Here is a 19,472-nt window from a genome sequence, read left to right on the forward strand (position 1 = left end):
ACATTTCATTTCATCGGAAAGGAGGCGACCTGCATGCTCACCTGCGATCAGGCGCTGGAACGGATCAGCGCCCAACTGGACAACGAGCTTACCGACCGGGAGGAAGCGCTGCTGGAAGAGCATCTGCAAGGCTGCGCGGCGTGCAGGGCGCTCCAGACCGATTTTCAGGCGCTCCACACGGCCTTGCAGGAATCGGCCGCCGCCTGGACGGCGGAGCCGCCTGCCGCCCTGGCGCAGGATGTGATGGCGGCCGTCCGCGCCGCCAAGGTCACGCCCTTCCAGTCCAAGCGTCAGGCCTGGCGGCGGCGGTCCTGGGCCTGCGCCGCGGCCATGCTGGCGCTGGTGCTCCTCGGCGGCGGGGTGCGGTTGTGGCTGAACGGCCCCCTGGCCGGCGGCGGGATGTCTGCGGGCAGCGCGGCGGCGCCGTCCGCTCTGGACGCGGCGTCCGGGGCGGTCGCGCCCCAGGCGGCCGCCCCAGAAACGGAGGCGGAATCCCGCGCCGTATCGGAGGACACGGTTACGCTGATGACCTCCGGCTCCAGCGCCGGCCCCGCGCTGCCTCCGCAGGCGGACAACGAAAGCGCTTCCCAGGAGAGCGCCGCCAAGGAAGGGGCCGGCGCCTACTCCGTATCCGGCGGGGGCGGCTCTTCCCTTCTCGAACTGGAGAGCGCGCCTCCCGAAACGCAGTCCTATTGCGGCGTGCTGACTCTGCCCGCCGGTAGCGCGGTGGATCTGTCCGCCTATCCCTGCTACCTTCTGGGCGGCAGCGCCTGCTATTCGGTACCCGCGGATGTCTTTACCGCCCTGACCGAGGCATGGGCAGACGCCGACGTGCGCACGGAAGGAGACGACATTGCCCCCGGCGCCGCTACCGGCCTTGTGATCCTGCCCACCTGTGCACCCTAAGTCGTTCCGCCCCACGGCCCGCCCGTGGGGCGGCTTTCTGTTTTAGCCAATTTTTTGCCGTAACCCCATTCCAAGTGGTGTATAACGGCTAAACTATAGTTCAGACTGTCGCCCCGCATAAAGCCACGCTCCAATTCAGGCAAGGCGCCCGGAAGAGGCGGTTACAAAAGGCGCGCAACCGCAGATGGTTCCCATGGGTTGCGGCTGCAAGCGCTCTCATCCGGAATATTCCCGCGTATGGCCGGCCTGCAGCCGCCTTTTCTCCTGCATGTTGCAGTACGCCCAGTTGTTTTTTATCCGCGCGCGCTTTCCTGCGCGCGCCCCCGTTAACAAATACACCTTTTTTATAAAATTTCAGTTGTAAGTACCTTGGAATTAATGTATAATGACCAATAGCAGTTGCGCCGGACGACCGGGCGGCCGCTGACCGATTCCAAAAGTAAGGAGAGGAAACAAGTATGAGCTATTCCACACAAAATATCCGCAACGTCTGTCTGCTGGGGCATGGTGGCAACGGAAAGACCTCCCTGGCCGAGAGCATGCTATATCTTACCGGCGGCACGGAGCGTCTGGGAAAGCCTGCGGACGGCAATACCACCTGCGACTATGATCCGGAGGAGACCCGCCGTCAGATTTCCATCTCCACCGCCGTGGCGCCCATCGAATACAACGGCTGTAAGATCAACGTGCTGGACACCCCGGGCTACTTCGACTTTGTGGGCGAAGTCATCGAGGCCGTGCAGGTGGCCGACGCGGCCATCATCGTCTGCTCCGCCAAGGCGGGCATGAGCGTGGGCGCGGAGAAGGCCTGGAAGCTATGCCAGCAGCGCAAGCTGCCCCGGCTGCTCTATATCTCCAAAACCGACGAGGATAACGCCGATTACAACGCCGCCTTTGATACCCTGCGGGAGCGCTTCGGCAAGAACATCGCCCCTGTGGTGGCCCCCATCTGGGACGCCGACAAAAAGGTCATCGGCATCATTGACGTGCTGCACAAGCGCGCCTTTGAGGCCGGCCCCAAGGGCGAGCGCATCGAGATCGACGTGCCCGAGGACAAGCAGGGCGTGCTGGACGAGCTGTACGACGCGCTCAAGGAATCCGTGGCCGAGACCAGCGAGGAGCGGATGGAGAAATATTTCTCCGGCGAGGATTTCACCTATGCCGAGATGATCCAGGGCCTGCGTCAGGGCGTAAAGGACCTGTCCCTGTTCCCGGTGGTATGCGGCTCCGCCCTTTCGGGCCTCGGCACCCGCATGCTGCTGGACATCATCGTGGAACTGCTGCCCAATCCTCTGGAGGGCCGCCCGCTCATCGGCGAAAACGAGAAGGGCGAGTTGGATGAGTTTATCCCCTTCCCCGGGGCCCTGCCCGCCGCGCTGGTGTTCAAGACCGTCTCCGATCAGTACGGCAAGTATTCCTATGTAAAGGTCATCTCCGGCAACCTGAAGCCCGATATGCAGCTGGTGGACTCCCGCACCGGCGCCACTGAGAAGGTGGGACGCCTGTATGTGATGAAGGGCAAAAAAGCCGACGAGGTCAAGGAGCTCTCCTGCGGCGACATCGGCGCCATCGGTAAGATGGACAAGGTCAAGACCGGCGATACTCTCTCCGACCCCCGCAAGGTGGTCAGGCTGGAGCCCATCCCCTTCCCCGAGCCCTGCTATTCCGTGGCCATCGCCCCCAAGTCCAAGGGCCAGGAGGACAAGATCGCCGGCGGCATGACCCGCCTGAACGAAGAGGATCTGACCTTCAGCTGGGTCAACAACGCGGAGACCCACCAGATGGTGGTCTCCGGCACCGGCGATATGCAGATGGACGTTCTGGTCTCCCGCTTGAAGAGCCGCTTCGGTGTGGACGCGGAGCTCTCCGAGCCCCGCGTGGCCTACCGTGAGAAGATCCGCAAGAAGGTGGAGGTCCAGGGCCGCCACAAGAAGCAGACCGGCGGCCACGGCCAGTTCGGCGACGTGTGGATGCGCTTTGAGCCCGGCGATACCGAAGAGCTCCAGTTCTGCGAGGAGGTCGTCGGCGGCGCAGTACCCAAAAACTACTTCCCCGCCGTGGAAAAGGGCATGCGCGAGGCCGTCCTTCACGGCGTACTGGCGGGCTATCCTGTGGTCAACCTGAAGGCCACCCTGTTCGACGGTTCCTATCACCCCGTGGACTCCTCCGAAATGGCCTTCAAGACTGCGGTGCAGATCGCCTACAAAACGGGTATGCCCCAGGCCTCTCCCACCCTGCTGGAGCCCATCGGAGCGCTGAAGGTGACCATCCCCGACAACTATATGGGCGACGTGATCGGCGACCTGAACAAGCGCCGTGGCCGCGTTATGGGCATGAACCCGGACGGCGAAGGCAACCAGATCGTAGAGGCGGAGGTCCCGATGGCTGAGATGAGCCGCTATGCCATCGACCTGCGGTCCATGACGCAGGGCCGCGGTTCCTTTACCTTCCGCTTCGTCCGTTATGAGGAGGCGCCTCCGGCCGCTCAGGAAAAGGCCATCGAGGCCGCCAAGGCGATTCAGGACGAGACCGACTAAACAACACGGCGGCGGGTGTGCTGCAAAATAGCATTTCGAGATGTTCTCTGAGGGAAAACAGGATCTGGAATTGCCGTACCGGCAATTCCAGATCCTGTTTTCAAGGGATCGTTTTTCTGTTTTATAACCGGCCCAGGCGGCTTGCTTTGATGTCAAATACGCTCAGTGGAGGTTTTCTCACACCCGGCCCAGAACCGCGGCGTCGGCCAACGTGATGGTGTATCCATTGAAAGCCGATGGTTCCGTTTCGGGGCAGGCCGGTGATGGTACAATCCCCGGTGAGGATCCGGGTACACCTCGCTTCAATGGTGACCGCGGCGTTATCCGCCGTGGTGGTAATGGTGGCAGCGGAGCGGTTGACCACCGTTCCGCTGCCGCACCGTGCCGGTCAAATGGAGGGAGGCGGTCTCTTCGCCCGCAGTGAAGGCGCTCCCTATCGGCTGCGCTTATTGCAGCATTCAAAGCAGAAGTTCGGCTGAACGAGTTGCAGCGGAGCTGTGCCTCTGCGCCGCGCCTCTCCTTTGACAAGTCGCCAAAGGTGCGCTTCCATTTTCCTTCCGCCCTGTGTAGTTCTCTGAAATTGCTGTTGTTGGCTTGACAAAAACGAATTGCCGGAGTAAGATGCTTGCAAATCGAGACGTTCCGATCGTTCCAAGCTCCCTCAAAAACAGAAAACGTGCTATCGCAGATGATAGGGGCGGTTCTTCCGCCTGCACAGTCGCCATGGATCCTTCCTTTGGAAGGTTTTCATGGCGTCTTTTGTTTTTCCGGGAAACACAAAATGGAAGGAAGTTTGATCCCAATGAAAGGCAAGACTTTGCTCACACTTGCGCTGGCCCTGACCATGACCCTGTCTCTGGCCGCCTGCTCCAGCGGCGGCTCCGCGTCTGTCCCCGCCCCGGATGCCTCTGCACCGATGGCCGCCGCGCCGGAAAGCGCCCTCACGCCCAAGCTGGTGGAGGACGGCGTGCTGAAGGTGGCCATGGAGTGTGCCTACGCGCCCTTCAACTGGACGCAGGCCGACGATTCCAACGGCGCGGTCCCCATCTCCGGCACCTCCGACTACGCCTACGGTTACGACGTCATGTTCGCCAAGAAGATCGCCGAGCATCTGGGCTGTGAACTGGAGATCGTCAAGATGGAGTGGGACGCTCTGATCCCTGCCCTTCAGTCGGGCAGTGTGGACGCGGTCATCGCCGGTCAGTGCATTACCGCCGACCGGGCCGCCCAGGTGGACTTCTCCGATCCCTATTACTACGCCTCTATCGTGTGTCTGGTGAAATCGGACGGCGCCTATGCCGGCGCCGCCGGCATCAGCGGCTTCAGCGGAGCCAAGGCCACCAGCCAGCTGGGCACCGTGTGGTACGACGCCTGCCTGCCCCAGATCCCGGACGTTACGGTTCTGCCCGCCCAGGAATCCGTGCCCGCCATGCTGGTGGCCCTGGACTCCGGCGCCGTGGACCTGGTGGTCACCGATCAGCCCACCGCGCTGTCCGCCTGCAAAGCCTACCCCGCCATGAAAATGCTGGAATTCACCGGCAGCGGCGACGATTTCGACGTCTCCGAAGAAGAGACCAACTTCGGCATCTCGGTCCAGAAGGGCAACGCCGGCCTGACCGCCGCCATCAACGAGGTCCTGGCCGCATACACGGCCGATGATTACACCGCCATGATGGACCAGGCCATCGAGGTGCAACCTCTGAATCAGGAGTAACGCCCCCTTCCCTCTCTTCCGCAGCGCTTCCCCCGGGCCGAACGCGCCCCTCCCGCGCAGGGCCGGGCGTTTCGGTCTGTGTTCAATGACGAAAAAGGAGCAAGAGTTCATGGACAGCATCCTTCAATTCCTTTCCGACTGCGGTACCGTCCTCAGCCGGTACGGCATCTCCTTCCTCCGCGGCGCCGGCCTGACCGTGGTGCTGGCGGTAGCATGCACCGCCATCGGCTGCGTCATCGGCTTTGGCGTGGGGCTGATCCGTTCCATCCCCACCCAGCCCGGCCAGCCGCCGCTCCAGCGGGGGCTGCTGCAGATGGCGCGGGCCGTTTTGGCCGTCTATGTGGAGTTTTTCCGGGGCACGCCCCTGATGCTCCAGGCCATGTTCATCTTCTACGGCTCGGCCTATGCGTTTCACCTCCATATGGACACCTTTCCCGCCGGCATCTTCATCCTCTCCATCAATACCGGCGCCTATATGGCGGAATCGGTCCGGGGCGGCATCCAGGCCGTGGATCCCGGCCAGATGGAGGGCGCCAAAGCCATCGGCATGACGCATATGCAGGCCATGTTTCACGTCATCCTGCCCCAGACCCTGCGCAATCTGGTTCCCCAGATCGGCAACCACTTTATCATCAATTTGAAAGACTCTTCCATGCTCTCGGTCATCAGCGTCACAGAACTTTTCTTCTCCTTCAAATCGGCGGCCGCCGCCGTGTACCTCTATTTCCCGGCCGCCTTTCTGGCCATGCTTCTGTACCTGATCATGACCCTGGTCTCCGCCCGGCTGCTGCGGGTGTGGGAGCGCAGCCTTTCCGGCGCGGAAAACTACGAACTGACCGGCGATCCCTTTTCCCTGGATGCCGGCGGCGCGGGGCCAAACGACAAGGAGGCGACGGTTTAACATGGATCTGCTGCCAAAACGGGATCTGCGCCATCCCCTGCTGCGCATCGAACATCTCTCCAAATCCTTCGGCGCCCATGAGGTCCTGCGGGACATCGACTTCACCGTCTACCGCGGCGACGTGATCTCGGTCATCGGCTCCTCCGGCTCAGGGAAATCCACGCTGCTGCGGTGCGTCAACCTGCTGGAGACGCCCTCCAGCGGCGAGATCCGTTTCCACAGCTCCAATATCCTGTCCCCCGGCATCAACGTACCCGGCTACCGGGCCAAGGTGGGCATGGTCTTTCAGAGCTTCAACCTGTTTGACAATATGAGCGTGCTGAAGAACTGCGAGATCGGCCAGCGCAAGGTGCTGAGCCGGGGCGCAGAGGAGGCCCGGGAAAAAGCCATGCACTATCTGCGCAAGGTGGGCATGGCGCCCTACGTGAACGCGCTGCCCCGCCAGCTCTCCGGCGGCCAGAAACAGCGGGTGGCCATCGCCCGGGCGCTGGCCATGGAGCCGGAGGTGCTGCTTTTCGATGAGCCCACCTCCGCCCTGGACCCCGAAATGGTGGGCGAGGTGCTGGAAGTCATGCGCAATTTGGTGCGGGAGGGGATGACGATGATCGTGGTCACCCACGAGATGGCCTTTGCCCGGGATGTGAGCAATCACGTGGTCTTTATGGCCGACGGTGTGATCTGCGAGGAGAGCGACCCCATCCGTCTGTTCTCCGCCCCCAAAAACAAGCGCACGCAGGAGTTTCTCTCCCGGTTTCTCCAGCAATAAGCGCGCCTGGCCGCAGCGGCGAAACACTGCGCGGCCCTCCTGCGGGAGATATTCTGAAACGCTGTGGGGCGCCAGGCTGTCGAAAAACCCTCCTGGAGAAGAGCCTCGCAGAGTTGAGTCGTCCGCAGACGACGGAAGGAAAGGATGTTCCGTCATTTCCGGCGACATGCGCGTCGGAAATGACGCCTCTCATGACGGACAGGGCGACTTTTCTGCAAGGATCGAGCCCTGTCCGTCATGCATCCCTCTGTCGAAAAAGGCCTTTGGCCTTTTTCGACAAGCTGACGCTGTGGGGCGCGGTTTCCGATGAAAACCGCGCCCCACAGCGCTTCCTTGTATGGAGTCAGCTTTTCAGCAATGCCCGGATCAGCCGGGTGAAGAGCGCGGCTGCCTCGGCGCGGCCCGCGCTGCCCTTGGGATCGAACGTTCCGCCGACCTTGCCTTGTATCAGGCCGCCGGTCTGACAGGCGGCGACGGCTTCCTCCGCCCAGGGGCTGATGTGCGCGGCGTCGGTAAAGGCCGCCGCGTCGGCCGCCTTGGGCAGTTTCTGTCCCGCGGCATCCAGATAACGGGCCAGGATGGTACACATCTGCTCCCGGGTCACCTGGTCGCCCGGTCCGAAGCGACCGCTTCCGTAGCCGCTTACAATGCCGCTTTCGCTGGCCCACTGCACGTAAGGTCCATACCAGGCGTCAGGGTCCGCGTCGGGGAAGACCCGGTCGGTATAGTCCGCCGGGTCGATCCCGGCCAGACGGCCCAGCACCGTGACGAACATGGCCCTGCTCATGGCTGCGTTGGGGGCAAAGCGTCCGCCGCCCACGCCCCGGAACAACTCGTGCGCCACAGCAAAGGCAATGACCTCACGGCCCCAGCAATCCGGGGGCACGTCATAGAAGATCTCGCTGGCGTCCACCACCCGGTAGGAGCCGGGGAGCGAGGCGATGTAGGCAAACTCACTGTCGGTCAGGCTGCTCCAGATAAGGACCTGCTCCGTACCGTCGGCGCCGGTGACCACGATCACGCAGCCGGTCAGGTCCCGGAAGGAACCGTCATTGCGGACGATCCTCCTGGCAATGTCGTCTCCCTCCTGCAGTGTGCCCGCCGGGATGCGCACGTACAGCCCCTCATCCCGGAGGAGGATGTCATAGTTCTTGTTATCCTCCACCAGCTGCTTTTTCACCGAATCGGACAGCTTGGTTACACCCTCCGGGAAGGTCACGGTAACGGTCTTCTCCGTCTCGTCATAGGTCAGGTCGTCCCGCTTCACCTGTCCGGCGGAGGAGGCGCCGCTTCCGCCGTCGGGGATGTAAGCCTCCACGCTGACAAAGCCGGTGGCCGCGTTCTCCCACAGGGTCGGGTCGGCCTCATACGCCGCGTCGGCCAGCGCGTTCAACCGGTCCCGCTCGCTCTCGTAGGCCGCTGTGGCGGCGGCCAGCGCGTCCTCCGCAGCATTCTTCGCAGCCGCGGCGGATGCGGTGTGTACGCCGGTGAAATAGTCGCTCACCGCCCTGTCATAGGCCGCCTTTTTCGCATTCCTTTCGGCCTCTGCCGCGTTCAGCCATGCCTCCAATGCAGCCAGCACGGCCGTGTCGTTTCCGATCCGTTCTTTGTACGCCGCCTCGGTCTCCGGATTTCCCGCCTCAGTCTGCCAGACCTGCAGGGCGCTGGCAGCTTCGGCTACCGATTCGGCCGCCTTGCTCCGGATCGCTGCTGCGGACTGTCCGGCCTGCGCCGTATCCACCCGGGCCTTGGCGTCCGTCATCGCGTCGTACAGCGTGCCCAGGTCCTGCAGTTCGTTCACCGTCACGCCCGCCATCAGGCGCACACCCAGCTGATAGTCACCCGCAGCCAGTGCGTCCAGGGTAGTCCGGTTCAGCGCGGCAAGGGGCATGCGGATGCTCTGCCAGCCGGTGAGGGCCGCTACATCCGTCAGGTCCTTCTGACTGCCGGTCTTGGGGATCAGTGCAAACTGGTACAGGCCAGCGCCGTCCCGTCCGCCGGAGGCGGTGACGTAGATCGCGCCGTTGTTCTGGCCGTAGGCGGCCCGTTTGACGGCTGCGGTATAGCGGATATAGGCGTTTCCGATGGTCACATCACTGTGCAGGATGTTGGAAGGGTCGTTCTTGTCCCGCAGATAGAGCACATACGCCCCGGGCTTGAGCCCTGTGAGCCGCTCCGTATCCGCCCTCCACTGGGCCTCCTCCGGCGGCACGCCGTCCTTGGGGGCCTCTGCGCCGGTCAGAAGGACGAACTCATACGCGCCCTGATAACGGCCGGTCTCGGTCTTGGACCGGTCGGCATCATAGCGCCCGCCGGTGATCCTGGCGGCGTCCAGGGCATATTCGCCGTTGTCTGCCGCCTGGTTCCAGGGCTCCCGAATGATCTGCGCGCCCTCGCTGAGGGTAATGGGTACGGTCTTAGTAACGGTCAGGGACTTGGTGGCCACGTTCCCGGCGCCGTCCTCCGCCTCCAGCACATACTCGCCGGCAAAGGCCGCCTGGAAGGAACCCTTCAGCATGGTCTGATCCCTCCGGATGGTCTGGCTCTGTCCGTTGATGCGGATGTCCGTCAGCGGGGACGCGCTGTTCGCTCCCTTGGAGGACGACCAGCTCAGCTTGAGCGGGTCTGCCTCTTCCGCCTCCAGGGTCACGGTGGGGATATCGGAGTCCATCTGCTCCATCAGCACGAAGCGGGTGGCCCAAGTGCCGTCCCGGGCGGTGACGGTGGCCTGATAGATTCCATTGCGCTCTGTCTGGAAGAGGCTCTCTTGATCCGCAAGGGCCGTCAGCTCCTGCAGCTCCCAGCCGGAAGCGCCTTCCTCTGTCTTCACCTCATGGAACTTCACCCCGGCGGAGGCGATGGGCGTCTCCGCATCGTGGGGCGTGCCGGTCACTTCCAGCGCGGCCTTCTGGAGGTTTTTCACATACTGCCCGGCCGGCAGGCCGCTGTAGGTCTCGCCGCCGTCGGTGCTGATCTTCCACGCGGTGGTGAGCAAGGGCGCGTACGCGTTGGTGTTGCTGGAAACAGGATGTGCAAACCAGTCCACCGCGACGCTGCGGGCGGTGGTATTGCCCGCCTGATCCCGCGCCTGCACCACCAGGGTCTGGTTCTGCGTCACGGCTGCGTCAAACTGCCAGAAGCCCGCGCTGTTCTGTTTCAGCGCCGCCGGAACCGTGCCGTTCAGCGTCAGGGAGCTCAGCCCGGTGTCATCCAGCACATAGCAGGTAAGCGCCACGCTCCCGCTGCCGCTCTGGATGGACGCGGTGTCCGGGAAGCTGCGGCTCCAGTAGATCTGGGGCGCGTTGCCGTCGTCCGCCGGAGTGGGGACTGCGTTGCCGTAATAATACTCCACCAGCTTGTCGAACTGCACCGCCTCCGCGGTACGCTCCGGTACGGTGATGGTGACGGTATGGGTGTAGCCGGTCACATTGTCTCCGAAGGAGATGGATGCATAACCGGCTGTTCCGCCCTCAGCGGCGACGGTCTGTGCCGCAAAGCCGGGGAATGTGCTCTCCACCTGTACGGTGCCCTTAACGTACAGGTCGATGGCGGAGGCCACGGTGCGGAAGGTAAGCCTGGAGCCGCCCTCGGCATAGGACAGGTCGCCCCGGGAGGGCGCGGTGTTGTCGGCGCCCCACGCGGGAACGTCATGTTTGCTGAAGGACCAGGTCTGTCCGTCCGGACCGGCGTTCTCGTCATAGATGCCGCCGTTCTTGTTGATAAAGGTAAAGAAGTTGTTGTCCTTATAGATGTTGATGCCCGTCTCCTGGCCGCTCACGGTGTACGCGATGGCCTGGGTGGTATTGGTCTGGGCATCGTACAGATTGATGACGCCGGCGCCCCGGGAGGAGGGCACGATGACCACGGTCCTGTCCGCGGCGTTATAGTAGAGGATCCCGAGGTGGTTCTGCTCTCCGGTCACGCTGGGCGGCGCCTCGGTGGCGGTGATGACCGGCGCGGCGCCCGTGGTGGACAAGGCCGCAACGGGCAGGCGCAGGGTATTGCCCATGGCCAGCGAGAGCTGGTCGGGCGCGGACAGATAGGTGGTATGCTCAAAGCTCTTGGTCTGCACGTTGTTCAGGGTATCGTACTCGTCATGCTCCGCCACGCGCACGCCCTGTGTCCAGGTCTCCAGACGGTCCGCGTCACGGAAGACCTCCACCTTCAGGTTCAGGCTGCCGGTCTGAGCCCCCTGGTAGCAGGAGGGCGGCACCAGCAGCGTTCCGGTGACGGTACGGCCGTAGCCGGAACGGATATCGCCCCCATCCGAAGCGTTGTACAGGTAGAGGATACCGTTCTTTTTCTCCGTGTCGGTGCTGGCGTCGAGAAGCGTGAGCCGCTCTTCCTGAGAGACGCGCAGCTCTGCCGCGGTGATGTCCAGCACGCCGTAGGCGGCCGCGCCGGTAGCGGCGTCGACGCCGTTCTCATACTGGAACTGGACATACACATCCTCCGCCGTCACGCTGCCCCGGTTGCCCACCTGGAAGTCCACCTCCAGGATGGTGTTTCCGTTTTCATCCACGCCCTTACGGGTCAGGTTGAAGCGCTCAAAGCCCAGCTCCGGCTTCTCCTCCACCACCAGGGTCCCGGTGGGGTTCCCATCCGCGTCGGTATCCAGCGTGGTGGCCTGAAAGGCGCTTTCGGCATACGTCGCATCCTCGCTGACGGTGAGATAGAATACGCTTCCGGCCTGGAGGTCCCGGTCCAGCTCCACCGTTCCGCTCAGCGTCACGGTCTCGCCGGGCCGGATGTTCTCCGCTACCGTCCAGCTCCCCAGTTCCACCGCCCCGGTGCCGCCCGCGGGCTGGACCATGAGCTTCACCGTGATTTTGTTCGCCTGGCTGCCGCGGATCGCCGCGTCGCCGGTGTTGGTAAAGGAAAGGGTGGGGTATAGCTTGCTGCCCGCGGTGAACTGGTAGAAGGGGAAGCTCAGATGGTCCCCGCCGATCCCCTGCCCGCCGATGCCGTAGCTCAGCGCATAGATGCCCACGCTGGCGTCCGCCCCGCTTTTGGGCATGAGGATGGTCTCGCCGCCGGACTGCCGCTCCTCCAGAGGCAGCATGCTGCCCTGGGCCAGCACCAGCAGGGTATCCTTGCACTCGCCTTCGCTCGTCACCTGTACGCCCACAGCAGCCTGGAGGTTGGCGAAGGTGAACTGGGCGGGATCGTCCTTGGGCGCATACGCGTTCTCATACCCCTCCAGCTTGCCCAGGTAGGCCGCCTGGGCCTCCTCCGCCGTCCAGTTGTTGGCGATGCTGTCCTCATAGATCTGCATGCCCCGCATGGCCAGCATGGTGCCCGCGCTCCATGTGCCGGTCTCGGGGTCAAAGCGGCTGAGGTAGACCGCGTTGTTTACCGTGCCCGACACGGGGGATACGTAAACGGCGGCGATGCCGCCCGCGCTGTCCGCCCCGATGGTGACGGCGGTGCGCCCGCTGGAGGCCTGGCTCCTGGTCGTCCCGTCAGCCTGCACGAAGTCCTCCGCCTTGAAGAAGGGGTAGAGGGTGCCGGTTCCGCTGGTCAGGATGCTGTCCAGACTATCCGCCTTGATGATATAAGCGGCCCCGTTCATCTCGAAGAGCAGGAAATCTTCCGGGTCAATTCCGTCCGAAAGCAGGCTCAGCGTCTCGGGGTCCTGCAGCTTGCCGCCGATCTTGCCGTTGAGGAACTGGAGGTTTGCAAAGTAGGGGTTCTCATACGCGCCGGCCAGCGCGCCGTTCCGGTAGAAGCCGTCCCTGCTGTCGGTCTGGTCGTAGTCCACAATGGTGCGCAGCAGCCGGGCTTCGCCCCAATCCCACGTATCCCCCGTCTTGGTCAGCGCCCGCAGATACAGGCGGCGGATATGGGCCAGGTCGCTGTCCTGCGCGCTGTCCAGGCCGGTGGTATAGGCCGCGTAGTAGGTATTCGCATCCTTTTTCAGCACGTCGATGTTTTCAATGACTTCGCCGCCGGCGCCGTCCGCGTCCTTGGCCAGCGCGGCGCCCACATCCACTCCGTTGATACTGGCATGCAGTTCACTGTACTTGCCGTTGATCTGCCATTGGGCCAGCGCGGTCTGAAGACCGTACGCCACCATGGCCTGCCGCGCCTCCGGATCCGTTACGCCGCTGTACATCCGGTACAGATGCGCCTGATAGCCGGCGGTCTTCTGCGCGATCTCATCCTCCGTGTAGTGATGGGCCCTGGCGTAGAACACCGCGTCCCCAGCGCCGTCCGGCAGGGAAACGCCGGCCCGGTGTTCCGTACCGGTACCGGAAAGGGTCTTATGTCCGGTAAAGCCCTGCTCCGTCTGCGTGGTGTCGAAGGCGGCCGTCCGGATCACGGTATTGGTCTGTGCCGCGGTGAACGCAAGGGCCCGGGCGTCCGTCTGTGCCTGTTGGCTTCCGGCAAAATAGTCATACCAGGCCTTGTATTGGTCGTATTCCGCCTGCTCGCTTTGCCACGCCTCATAAGCAGCCTGTTTGGCCGGGTATTCTGCGCTGGCCTTCGCGTAGTCCTCCCACGCTTTCCGGTTGGCCTCATACACCGTCAGCGCCGCCTGGTAGGCGCGCTCCGCGGCAGGCAGATCCTCATAGCCCGGCGCAAGATAATGGGCGGGCGTTTCCTCGTCCGGGCAGGCCGTATAGCCCGCGTGCGTTTCAGGATCGTAGGCCGCTGCCGTTACATAATAGCTGGATGGCTGCGGCTGGGCCAGCGTCTGCGCGGGCGGCTGGGGCTGCTCCGGCGCCGGCACGTCGGCGGGGTCGTTTTCAGCGGCGACCTTGCCGGCAAAGGAGGCGTAATTATACTTGTTCATATCCGCCGGGCAGGCGCTGGCAGGTACCGTTACGCTGCCGCCCGCCGCCCAGTCCGCCGCCTGATAGCTGACCCAGGCGGCGTGGATGGCGCTCCCCTCCGTCCATGCAGAGAAGCCCAGATCGCCCGCTTTGTCATTGTCCAGCTCGATGTAGGGGGTGGCCGACGTCTCATCCAGCGGATTGACCAGGGCATATTTTTCGTTCAAATTCGTTGTAGTTGCCTTGATCTTGGAGAGCACCAGCATCATGTTGTCCATCTCGCCGGCCGTTTCACGGCTGACGGTATAGACCAGATAGTTGGCGCCGTCCACACTGACCACTTTGTAATCATAGCCGGTGATGAGTCCGTCCACCAGCTTGAAGGCGTCGCCGGAGGAGCCGTAGCCGGACAGCTCGAAGGGGGCGTCCTGGTCGCTGGGCTGGTAGGCAAAAAGGGACACGTCCCCCGTATCCGGGGTATAGATCCGCTGGGTATCCGCCGTACTGCCCAGCAGGCCGATGGAGATGGGCGAGGAATAGACGTCTCCATTGCTGTCTTCCACACTGAGGGTACCCATCCGATCGCCAAAGGCGCCCCAGCCGGTAGACCAGCCCTCGCCGTCCTCATAGGACACCGCGTAGCGGATCAGATCCATTTCATAGCTGAGCACGGTGAACACCGCCCGCACCGCCAGGCCGATGCCCAGCTCGAAGGATTTCACCTTGGCGGCGTTGTAGTGATAGCCGGTATAGACGCCGTCTTTATAGTCCCGCTCGTATTCGCCGAACAGGAAGGTGGCGCCCACGTTGAACTTGAGGAAGATCTCCAGCTTGAAGCACACGATGCCCAGGCCTGCGCCCGCCTCCATCATAAAGGAAGGGGAAAGCTCCAGCCCGTTCCAGTAGGTGTTGTTTTCGGAATAATCCACCTTGGCCACGCGGGTGATGCTGGTCTCCTCGTCCACGGCCCGCAGCGTGACGGTCTTGCTCTCGCTCAGCTTCGCCCCGTCCTGCTTGGCCATGATGATCAGCACGGGAGCGCTGCCGTCGGATTCGATGATGCCTTTGCGCTCTTCATCCCCATAATCCAGGTAGAGCCGTCCGGAGAAGGTGATGTGGGAGGCCTTGATATCGGTCGTAAAGGCTACGGTCTGATCCTTTTCCAGCGTCTCCGCGTAGGTGTACGCGCTCCGATCCTCCGGATCGGCCAGCGTCACCTTGTCGCTCATCTCGTGGACCTCCCGGTCCACGGTCAGGCCGGTGGTCAGCTCGATGCCGCCGCCGAAGGTGAGGAAGATGTACACGATGGGGAAGAAGGACAGGCGGTATTGGAGGGTAAATTCCAGTTCCGCCGACACCGCCACCGTGAACTGGTTGAACTGATACGCGTTGCTCACCGGGTCGTATTTGAACAGAAACGCCAGCGCTACGGAGAAGCCCACGGAAAAGCCCTTGGAGGTAAACTCGGGGTCGGCCTTCTTGCCGTTCTGGTCTGCTACGGGATGAGAGGCCAGCCAGGAGTCGTCCAGTTCGCCCGCCCCGCTGTTGCCTCTGATAAAGTTCCACAGTTTGGCCATGTCCTCCCCGTTGGCCGCGTTGGCCTTGCCCGGCCCGAACCAGTTGCTCTCCTTCTCGGGCGGGTTGCCGGGGGTGGGCGTCGGCGTGGGCGGGTTGACGGGGCTGGGGCTGGGCGTCGGATTGTTGCCGCCGTCGCCGGTCCCGCCGGTGCCCGCGTCGCCGTTGGAGTTATAGCCGCCCAGCGGGATCCCGATGGAGAAGCCGACCTCATAACCGTCCACGGTGACCGTCACATAGTCGGTTGCGCCGACCTCAAAGGCGGGCAGCTGAGTGCCCACGTCCATCTCGAACATGCCGCCGTCGCCGCCGTCCATCAGGGACATCGTGCCGGCGGTGCTTTTGCTGGCCGTGTCTACGCCCGCATCCGGGGCAACGGTCCCGTTCATGACCTTGAGGTAGTCGGAATTCTCGTACAGGCCGCCGCCATAGCGGTTGGTGCTCTCGGGCTCGGGCGCCGGGGCGCAGGCGGTGTCGGCGTCCAGCACCTGGATGTTCCCGCTGCCGTCCGCCTGATAGACCCGGCCGTTTGCCGCGGCGATCTCATCGGTGGTCTTATTCTGTACCTGTACGCTGAGGGCATACGTGTCGTTATAGACATAGGAGCCCAGGTAGCCGTTGATCTGGGCCAGTGCCGCCGCCTCGTCCGCATAGCTCCAGCCCCGCGCACTGCCGTCCGCCACGGTCCCGGCCAGGGGGATATTGCTGCCCGCCAGGCTGTGGGGGATGGTGATGGGGGAGGGATATGCAAAGGGATAGAGCAGGCTGCCCTTGAACTGGGGCTCCCAGGTAACGGTATCCCCCACGATGCGCAGGGGGTGGAAATCGCCGCCCAGGGGGAGGTCGATGACGCCGGTCCTGCCGGCCTCCCCGCCGTACATGGCGTGGTTATCCGCGGAGCGGGTATAGTCGCCTTCGCTGGGCGCGAAGCTCGCCACGTCCTCCACGGAATAGGCGCGGGTCAGGCCGCTGACGATGTAGCGGTAGCTTTTCTGCTCTTCCGTCATGCGCCCCAGCGCGGCGGAGCCGGTCACGTCGGTGACGAAGCTGGGCAGCACTTGGGCCCGTTCGTCCTCGCCGCCCTCCGGCACCTGGAGGTTCCGGGGCGTCATGGTGTAGAAGGCTTTCAGGAAGTGCTGGGCATACCCCGCGATCGCCCCGTCGCTGTCAAAGCAGGGCTGGGGCGCAAAGATGCTCTCGTCGTAGTCCACCCCATCCTCCAGGAACATTACCAGCTGATCGCTGACGCCGTCCACCGGCGTCAGCACGAAGGTGCCGGTGGCCTCGTTGTACCAGCCGTCGATCCGGCCGTTGCGGTTGGCGTCCAGATACAGCGCCGTGCGGTCGATGGCGGTGGTCATGACGCTGTCCACCTTGGCGTAATCGCCCTGATAGTAGCGGAACGTCAGGTTGGCGGAGGCCAGGTCCGCCTGCCTGAGCCAGATCTTGGCATTGCCGTCATAGACCACGCCGCCGAAGAGGATCTTATCCGTGGCGGGCAGATTGAAGCAGATCCACTGGAGGTTTTCCAGCGTATTGGACTTGAGGAGGGTGGAGTTCTCCGCCGCCTCCCGGGTCAAAAGCGCGTCCCCCGCCTTCACCTCCGTGATCGTGTCAAACCGGTCCGACTGGCGCTCGGATATGGGCGTACAGCCATAGGAAATATGGCTGTCCCGGTAGAAATTTTCAATGGTCTCGCCGATCTTGCTGTTGTCGATGTTTGCCTGGACGTTGCCCTGCTCGTCCAGACTGCGGGGCACGGAGGGAGCCACGTCCACCTGGATGGACTGCTTGCGGGTCATGACCAGGCAGAGGGTATAATCGGCCGCAAAATCCGCGGCGGTCATGCCGTCCCACACCAGAGTCATGGTATAGGCCGTCACCCGGTCGCCCGAGGTGACCGGGGCCGCCTTGACCTGCCGGAGGACCGCGCCCTTCGCATCCATCAGGAACAGCGCGTAGGAGAGGCTGCTGTCCTGCGCCGCAGGGAAATAGGCGGCGGAGTTGGGTACGTTCACCTGGATGGTGGTCCCCACATAGGGCCTGCCGCTGCTGGCGCCGCCGTCTGTGATGGTGATGGTGGGCTTGATGCCCTCATAGGCCCCAGCGGCCTCGCTGAGCACCGTGGCTCCGTTCGCGGAATCGGAATCGTTGGCGGTGTAGATGCGCAGCGAGAAGCGGCCCGTCAGCAGGCGGCGGGTCAGGGTGAGCCCATCGGTAGACGCCCTGCCGTAATCGCCGGCCAGATTCTGGCCGTTGACGCCGTACTGCCCGAACTGGAGGTATTTGGCGTCTCCGCCGTCTGCGTCTGTCGCAAACGCGTAGGACGCGTATTTCCAGGGCGTCCAGTACAGCGTCCCGCCGCCCCAAAGGCTGTTTCCGCCCTCCAGATGGGCGTCGGAACCGGTCTCGTAGCGCTTTCCGGCGGAACCGGCGATCCGGAAATAGGGATTGGAGCAGGTGGGGTTGCCATAGTCCTCATGCATTCCGGCGGTAAAATTCACCCGGCCGCTGAGATTGGTAAACATTTCGTTGAGATAGGCGTTGGTATACATGTTGTGGGGGCCGTGATCCCGGCCGTACATTTTCTTTTCCAGATAGCCCGTGTCGTACGAGCCGCTCCAGCTTCCGCCACGGAACGAGAGCCGGTCGGCATAATCGTAGGTAAACAGGGAAACGTCCCCCGAGGCGGCGCTGCCGGAGACAATCTCCACGGCGCCCACGCTCTTCTCCTGCTGTTCGCCGGTCAGGTCCGGCCCGGCGGCGGGCGCGGCGATGGTGCCGCTCTCCGATACGCCGCCGCTGACGTCCACCACGCCCGCGTCGTAGAGCACGGTGGCCAGATTCTCCCCGGTGCCGGCGGCCGTATTGTACAGCGACACAACGGCGGTATCCGCCCCCAGGGTATACAGGTCCGCCCGGTCTCCCCCGCCCTTCAGATTGGACAGCTTCAGCTGAAAGTCCGCGGTATCCTCCCGGGATACGATCTTATCGTCGATCAGTTCCACCCGGATGGTCAGCTCGTCCACCCCGGCATAGAACGCCAGCGTACCGCTCCCTTCGACGTAGTCCGTCCCCGCCTTGGCGGTGCCGTCGGCAGTGGCCCAGTCCACGCTCAGCACGTTCTGGGTGCCGCCGGTGCGGCGGACGGTGACCTCGGCAACGCCCGCGGACTTGTCCGCCCGCACCTGGGTGAGCGCAAAGCCGACTTCCGCGGCCTCGGGCGTCTCGTCGTCCACCGCATGGAGGATCAGGGTGCTGGCCGCGTCCAGAATGGCCCCGCCCTCACAGCCGGCCAGGCGGAAGGTGGCAAACTCGTCGGCCTCCGCCTCGTCGTCCTGCTCGATGGTCACGCGGAGCTCCTTGACCCACTCGTCCTCCGCGAAGGTGACCGCGAAGGCATAGCCGCTGTAGGGATCCGCCTCGTCCATGGCCAGAGGCAGGTAGGAAGGTTCGCTCCACAGGGGCACATCCTCCGGCCTTTCTTCCAGGGTCTCCTGCGCCGGACGGACGTATTCCCGCCCCAGCAGAGAGTCGGAGCAGTAAGTCACGCCGCCCAGCGTATAGACGCAGCGGAAATCATACCCGTCCAGATCCGCCTCGGCTACCGTCAGTGAGGCCTCCGTGGCCTTGCCGATGGTCTTCCAGTCTCCGCCGCTGAGGATATACCACTGCCAGCGTTCGGCGCGCCCCTCCGAGAGCGTCAGTACCACGTCCCCGTTTTCGTCCGCCCGGCTCTGACGCACGGACACGGTCCCTTCCGGCTCCAGCGGGTCCGGAGCTTTGCCCACCGGCTGGTACCAGGCCGCGCTCTGGGTCTCCTCCACCCGGATGGTCACGTCTCCGCTGCTCAGCGCGTTGGCGTAGTTGGGCGATTGGTCCTCGTTGGCATAGACCACCGGCTCATATCTTACCAGCACCGTGGCCCGGCCGGTCGTACCGCCCAGGCGGTAGAGGGTGATGGTGCCCTCGCCGCCCTCGGACAGGGTCAATTCGGCCGCGTCCAGGGCAAAGGCGCCGTAGGGATAGACCTCATCCCAGTCGTCCTCCGGCTCCAGCGCGCCGTTGGCCGTCTGGATGACCGGCTTGCTCCCGGCCGGCGTGTAGTAGGCCATCGCCTGGGCGGGCAGCAGGCCCAACAGCAGGCAAGCTGCCAGCACCAGGCTGATGATGCGCTTCCAGTTCACTTTCATGGGTGCAGATACCTCCTCAGTTTAAGCGTCCTCTTCATGTCCAGTTGAAATTTTGGAGCTGAGCCAGCGTCCGGGCGTTTGCAAACGCCGTCCATTCGTTCTTT

Annotated in this window: 6 protein-coding genes; 5 read left to right on the top strand and 1 reads right to left on the bottom strand. The window is 63.6% G+C overall.

From position 1 onward, the window contains the following. The first annotated feature begins 33 nt into the window (after positions 1-33). The 5 genes from H8S57_RS08895 (at position 34) to H8S57_RS08915 (ending at position 6,824) form a co-directional block, all read left to right on the top strand. On the top strand, positions 34-906 hold the full coding sequence (locus H8S57_RS08895) for a zf-HC2 domain-containing protein (protein WP_186907733.1): 873 nt from the start codon (positions 34-36) through the stop codon (positions 904-906). Positions 907-1,364: 458 nt separating this feature from the next. Continuing rightward, a complete protein-coding gene (locus H8S57_RS08900) occupies positions 1,365-3,443 on the top strand; it encodes an elongation factor G (protein ID WP_186907734.1) in 2,079 nt (692 codons plus the stop codon). 802 nt (positions 3,444-4,245) lie between these two features. Next, the gene (locus H8S57_RS08905; RefSeq protein WP_186907735.1) at positions 4,246-5,157 is read left to right on the top strand and encodes a transporter substrate-binding domain-containing protein; all 912 of its coding nucleotides are present in this window, start codon (positions 4,246-4,248) and stop codon (positions 5,155-5,157) included. Positions 5,158-5,266: 109 nt separating this feature from the next. Next, positions 5,267-6,058 carry an amino acid ABC transporter permease gene (locus tag H8S57_RS08910; RefSeq protein WP_186907736.1) on the top strand — a complete coding sequence of 264 codons (792 nt, stop codon included), beginning with the start codon at positions 5,267-5,269 and terminating at the stop codon, positions 6,056-6,058. A 1-nt stretch (position 6,059) separates the two neighbouring features. Further along, complete coding sequence (locus tag H8S57_RS08915) at positions 6,060-6,824, top strand: amino acid ABC transporter ATP-binding protein (protein WP_305798143.1); 765 nt, start codon at positions 6,060-6,062, stop codon at positions 6,822-6,824. A 343-nt stretch (positions 6,825-7,167) separates the two neighbouring features. Here H8S57_RS08915 and H8S57_RS08920 read toward each other — a convergent pair whose 3' ends face one another. Beyond that, positions 7,168-19,368 (bottom strand): S-layer homology domain-containing protein, encoded by a 12,201-nt coding sequence (locus tag H8S57_RS08920; protein WP_186907737.1) that lies wholly within the window; start codon positions 19,366-19,368, stop codon positions 7,168-7,170. Positions 19,369-19,472 lie beyond the last annotated feature (104 nt).

It is taken from the genome of Lawsonibacter hominis (genome assembly GCF_014287895.1).
GTDB classification, from domain to species: Bacteria; Bacillota; Clostridia; order Oscillospirales; family Oscillospiraceae; genus Lawsonibacter_A; species Lawsonibacter_A hominis.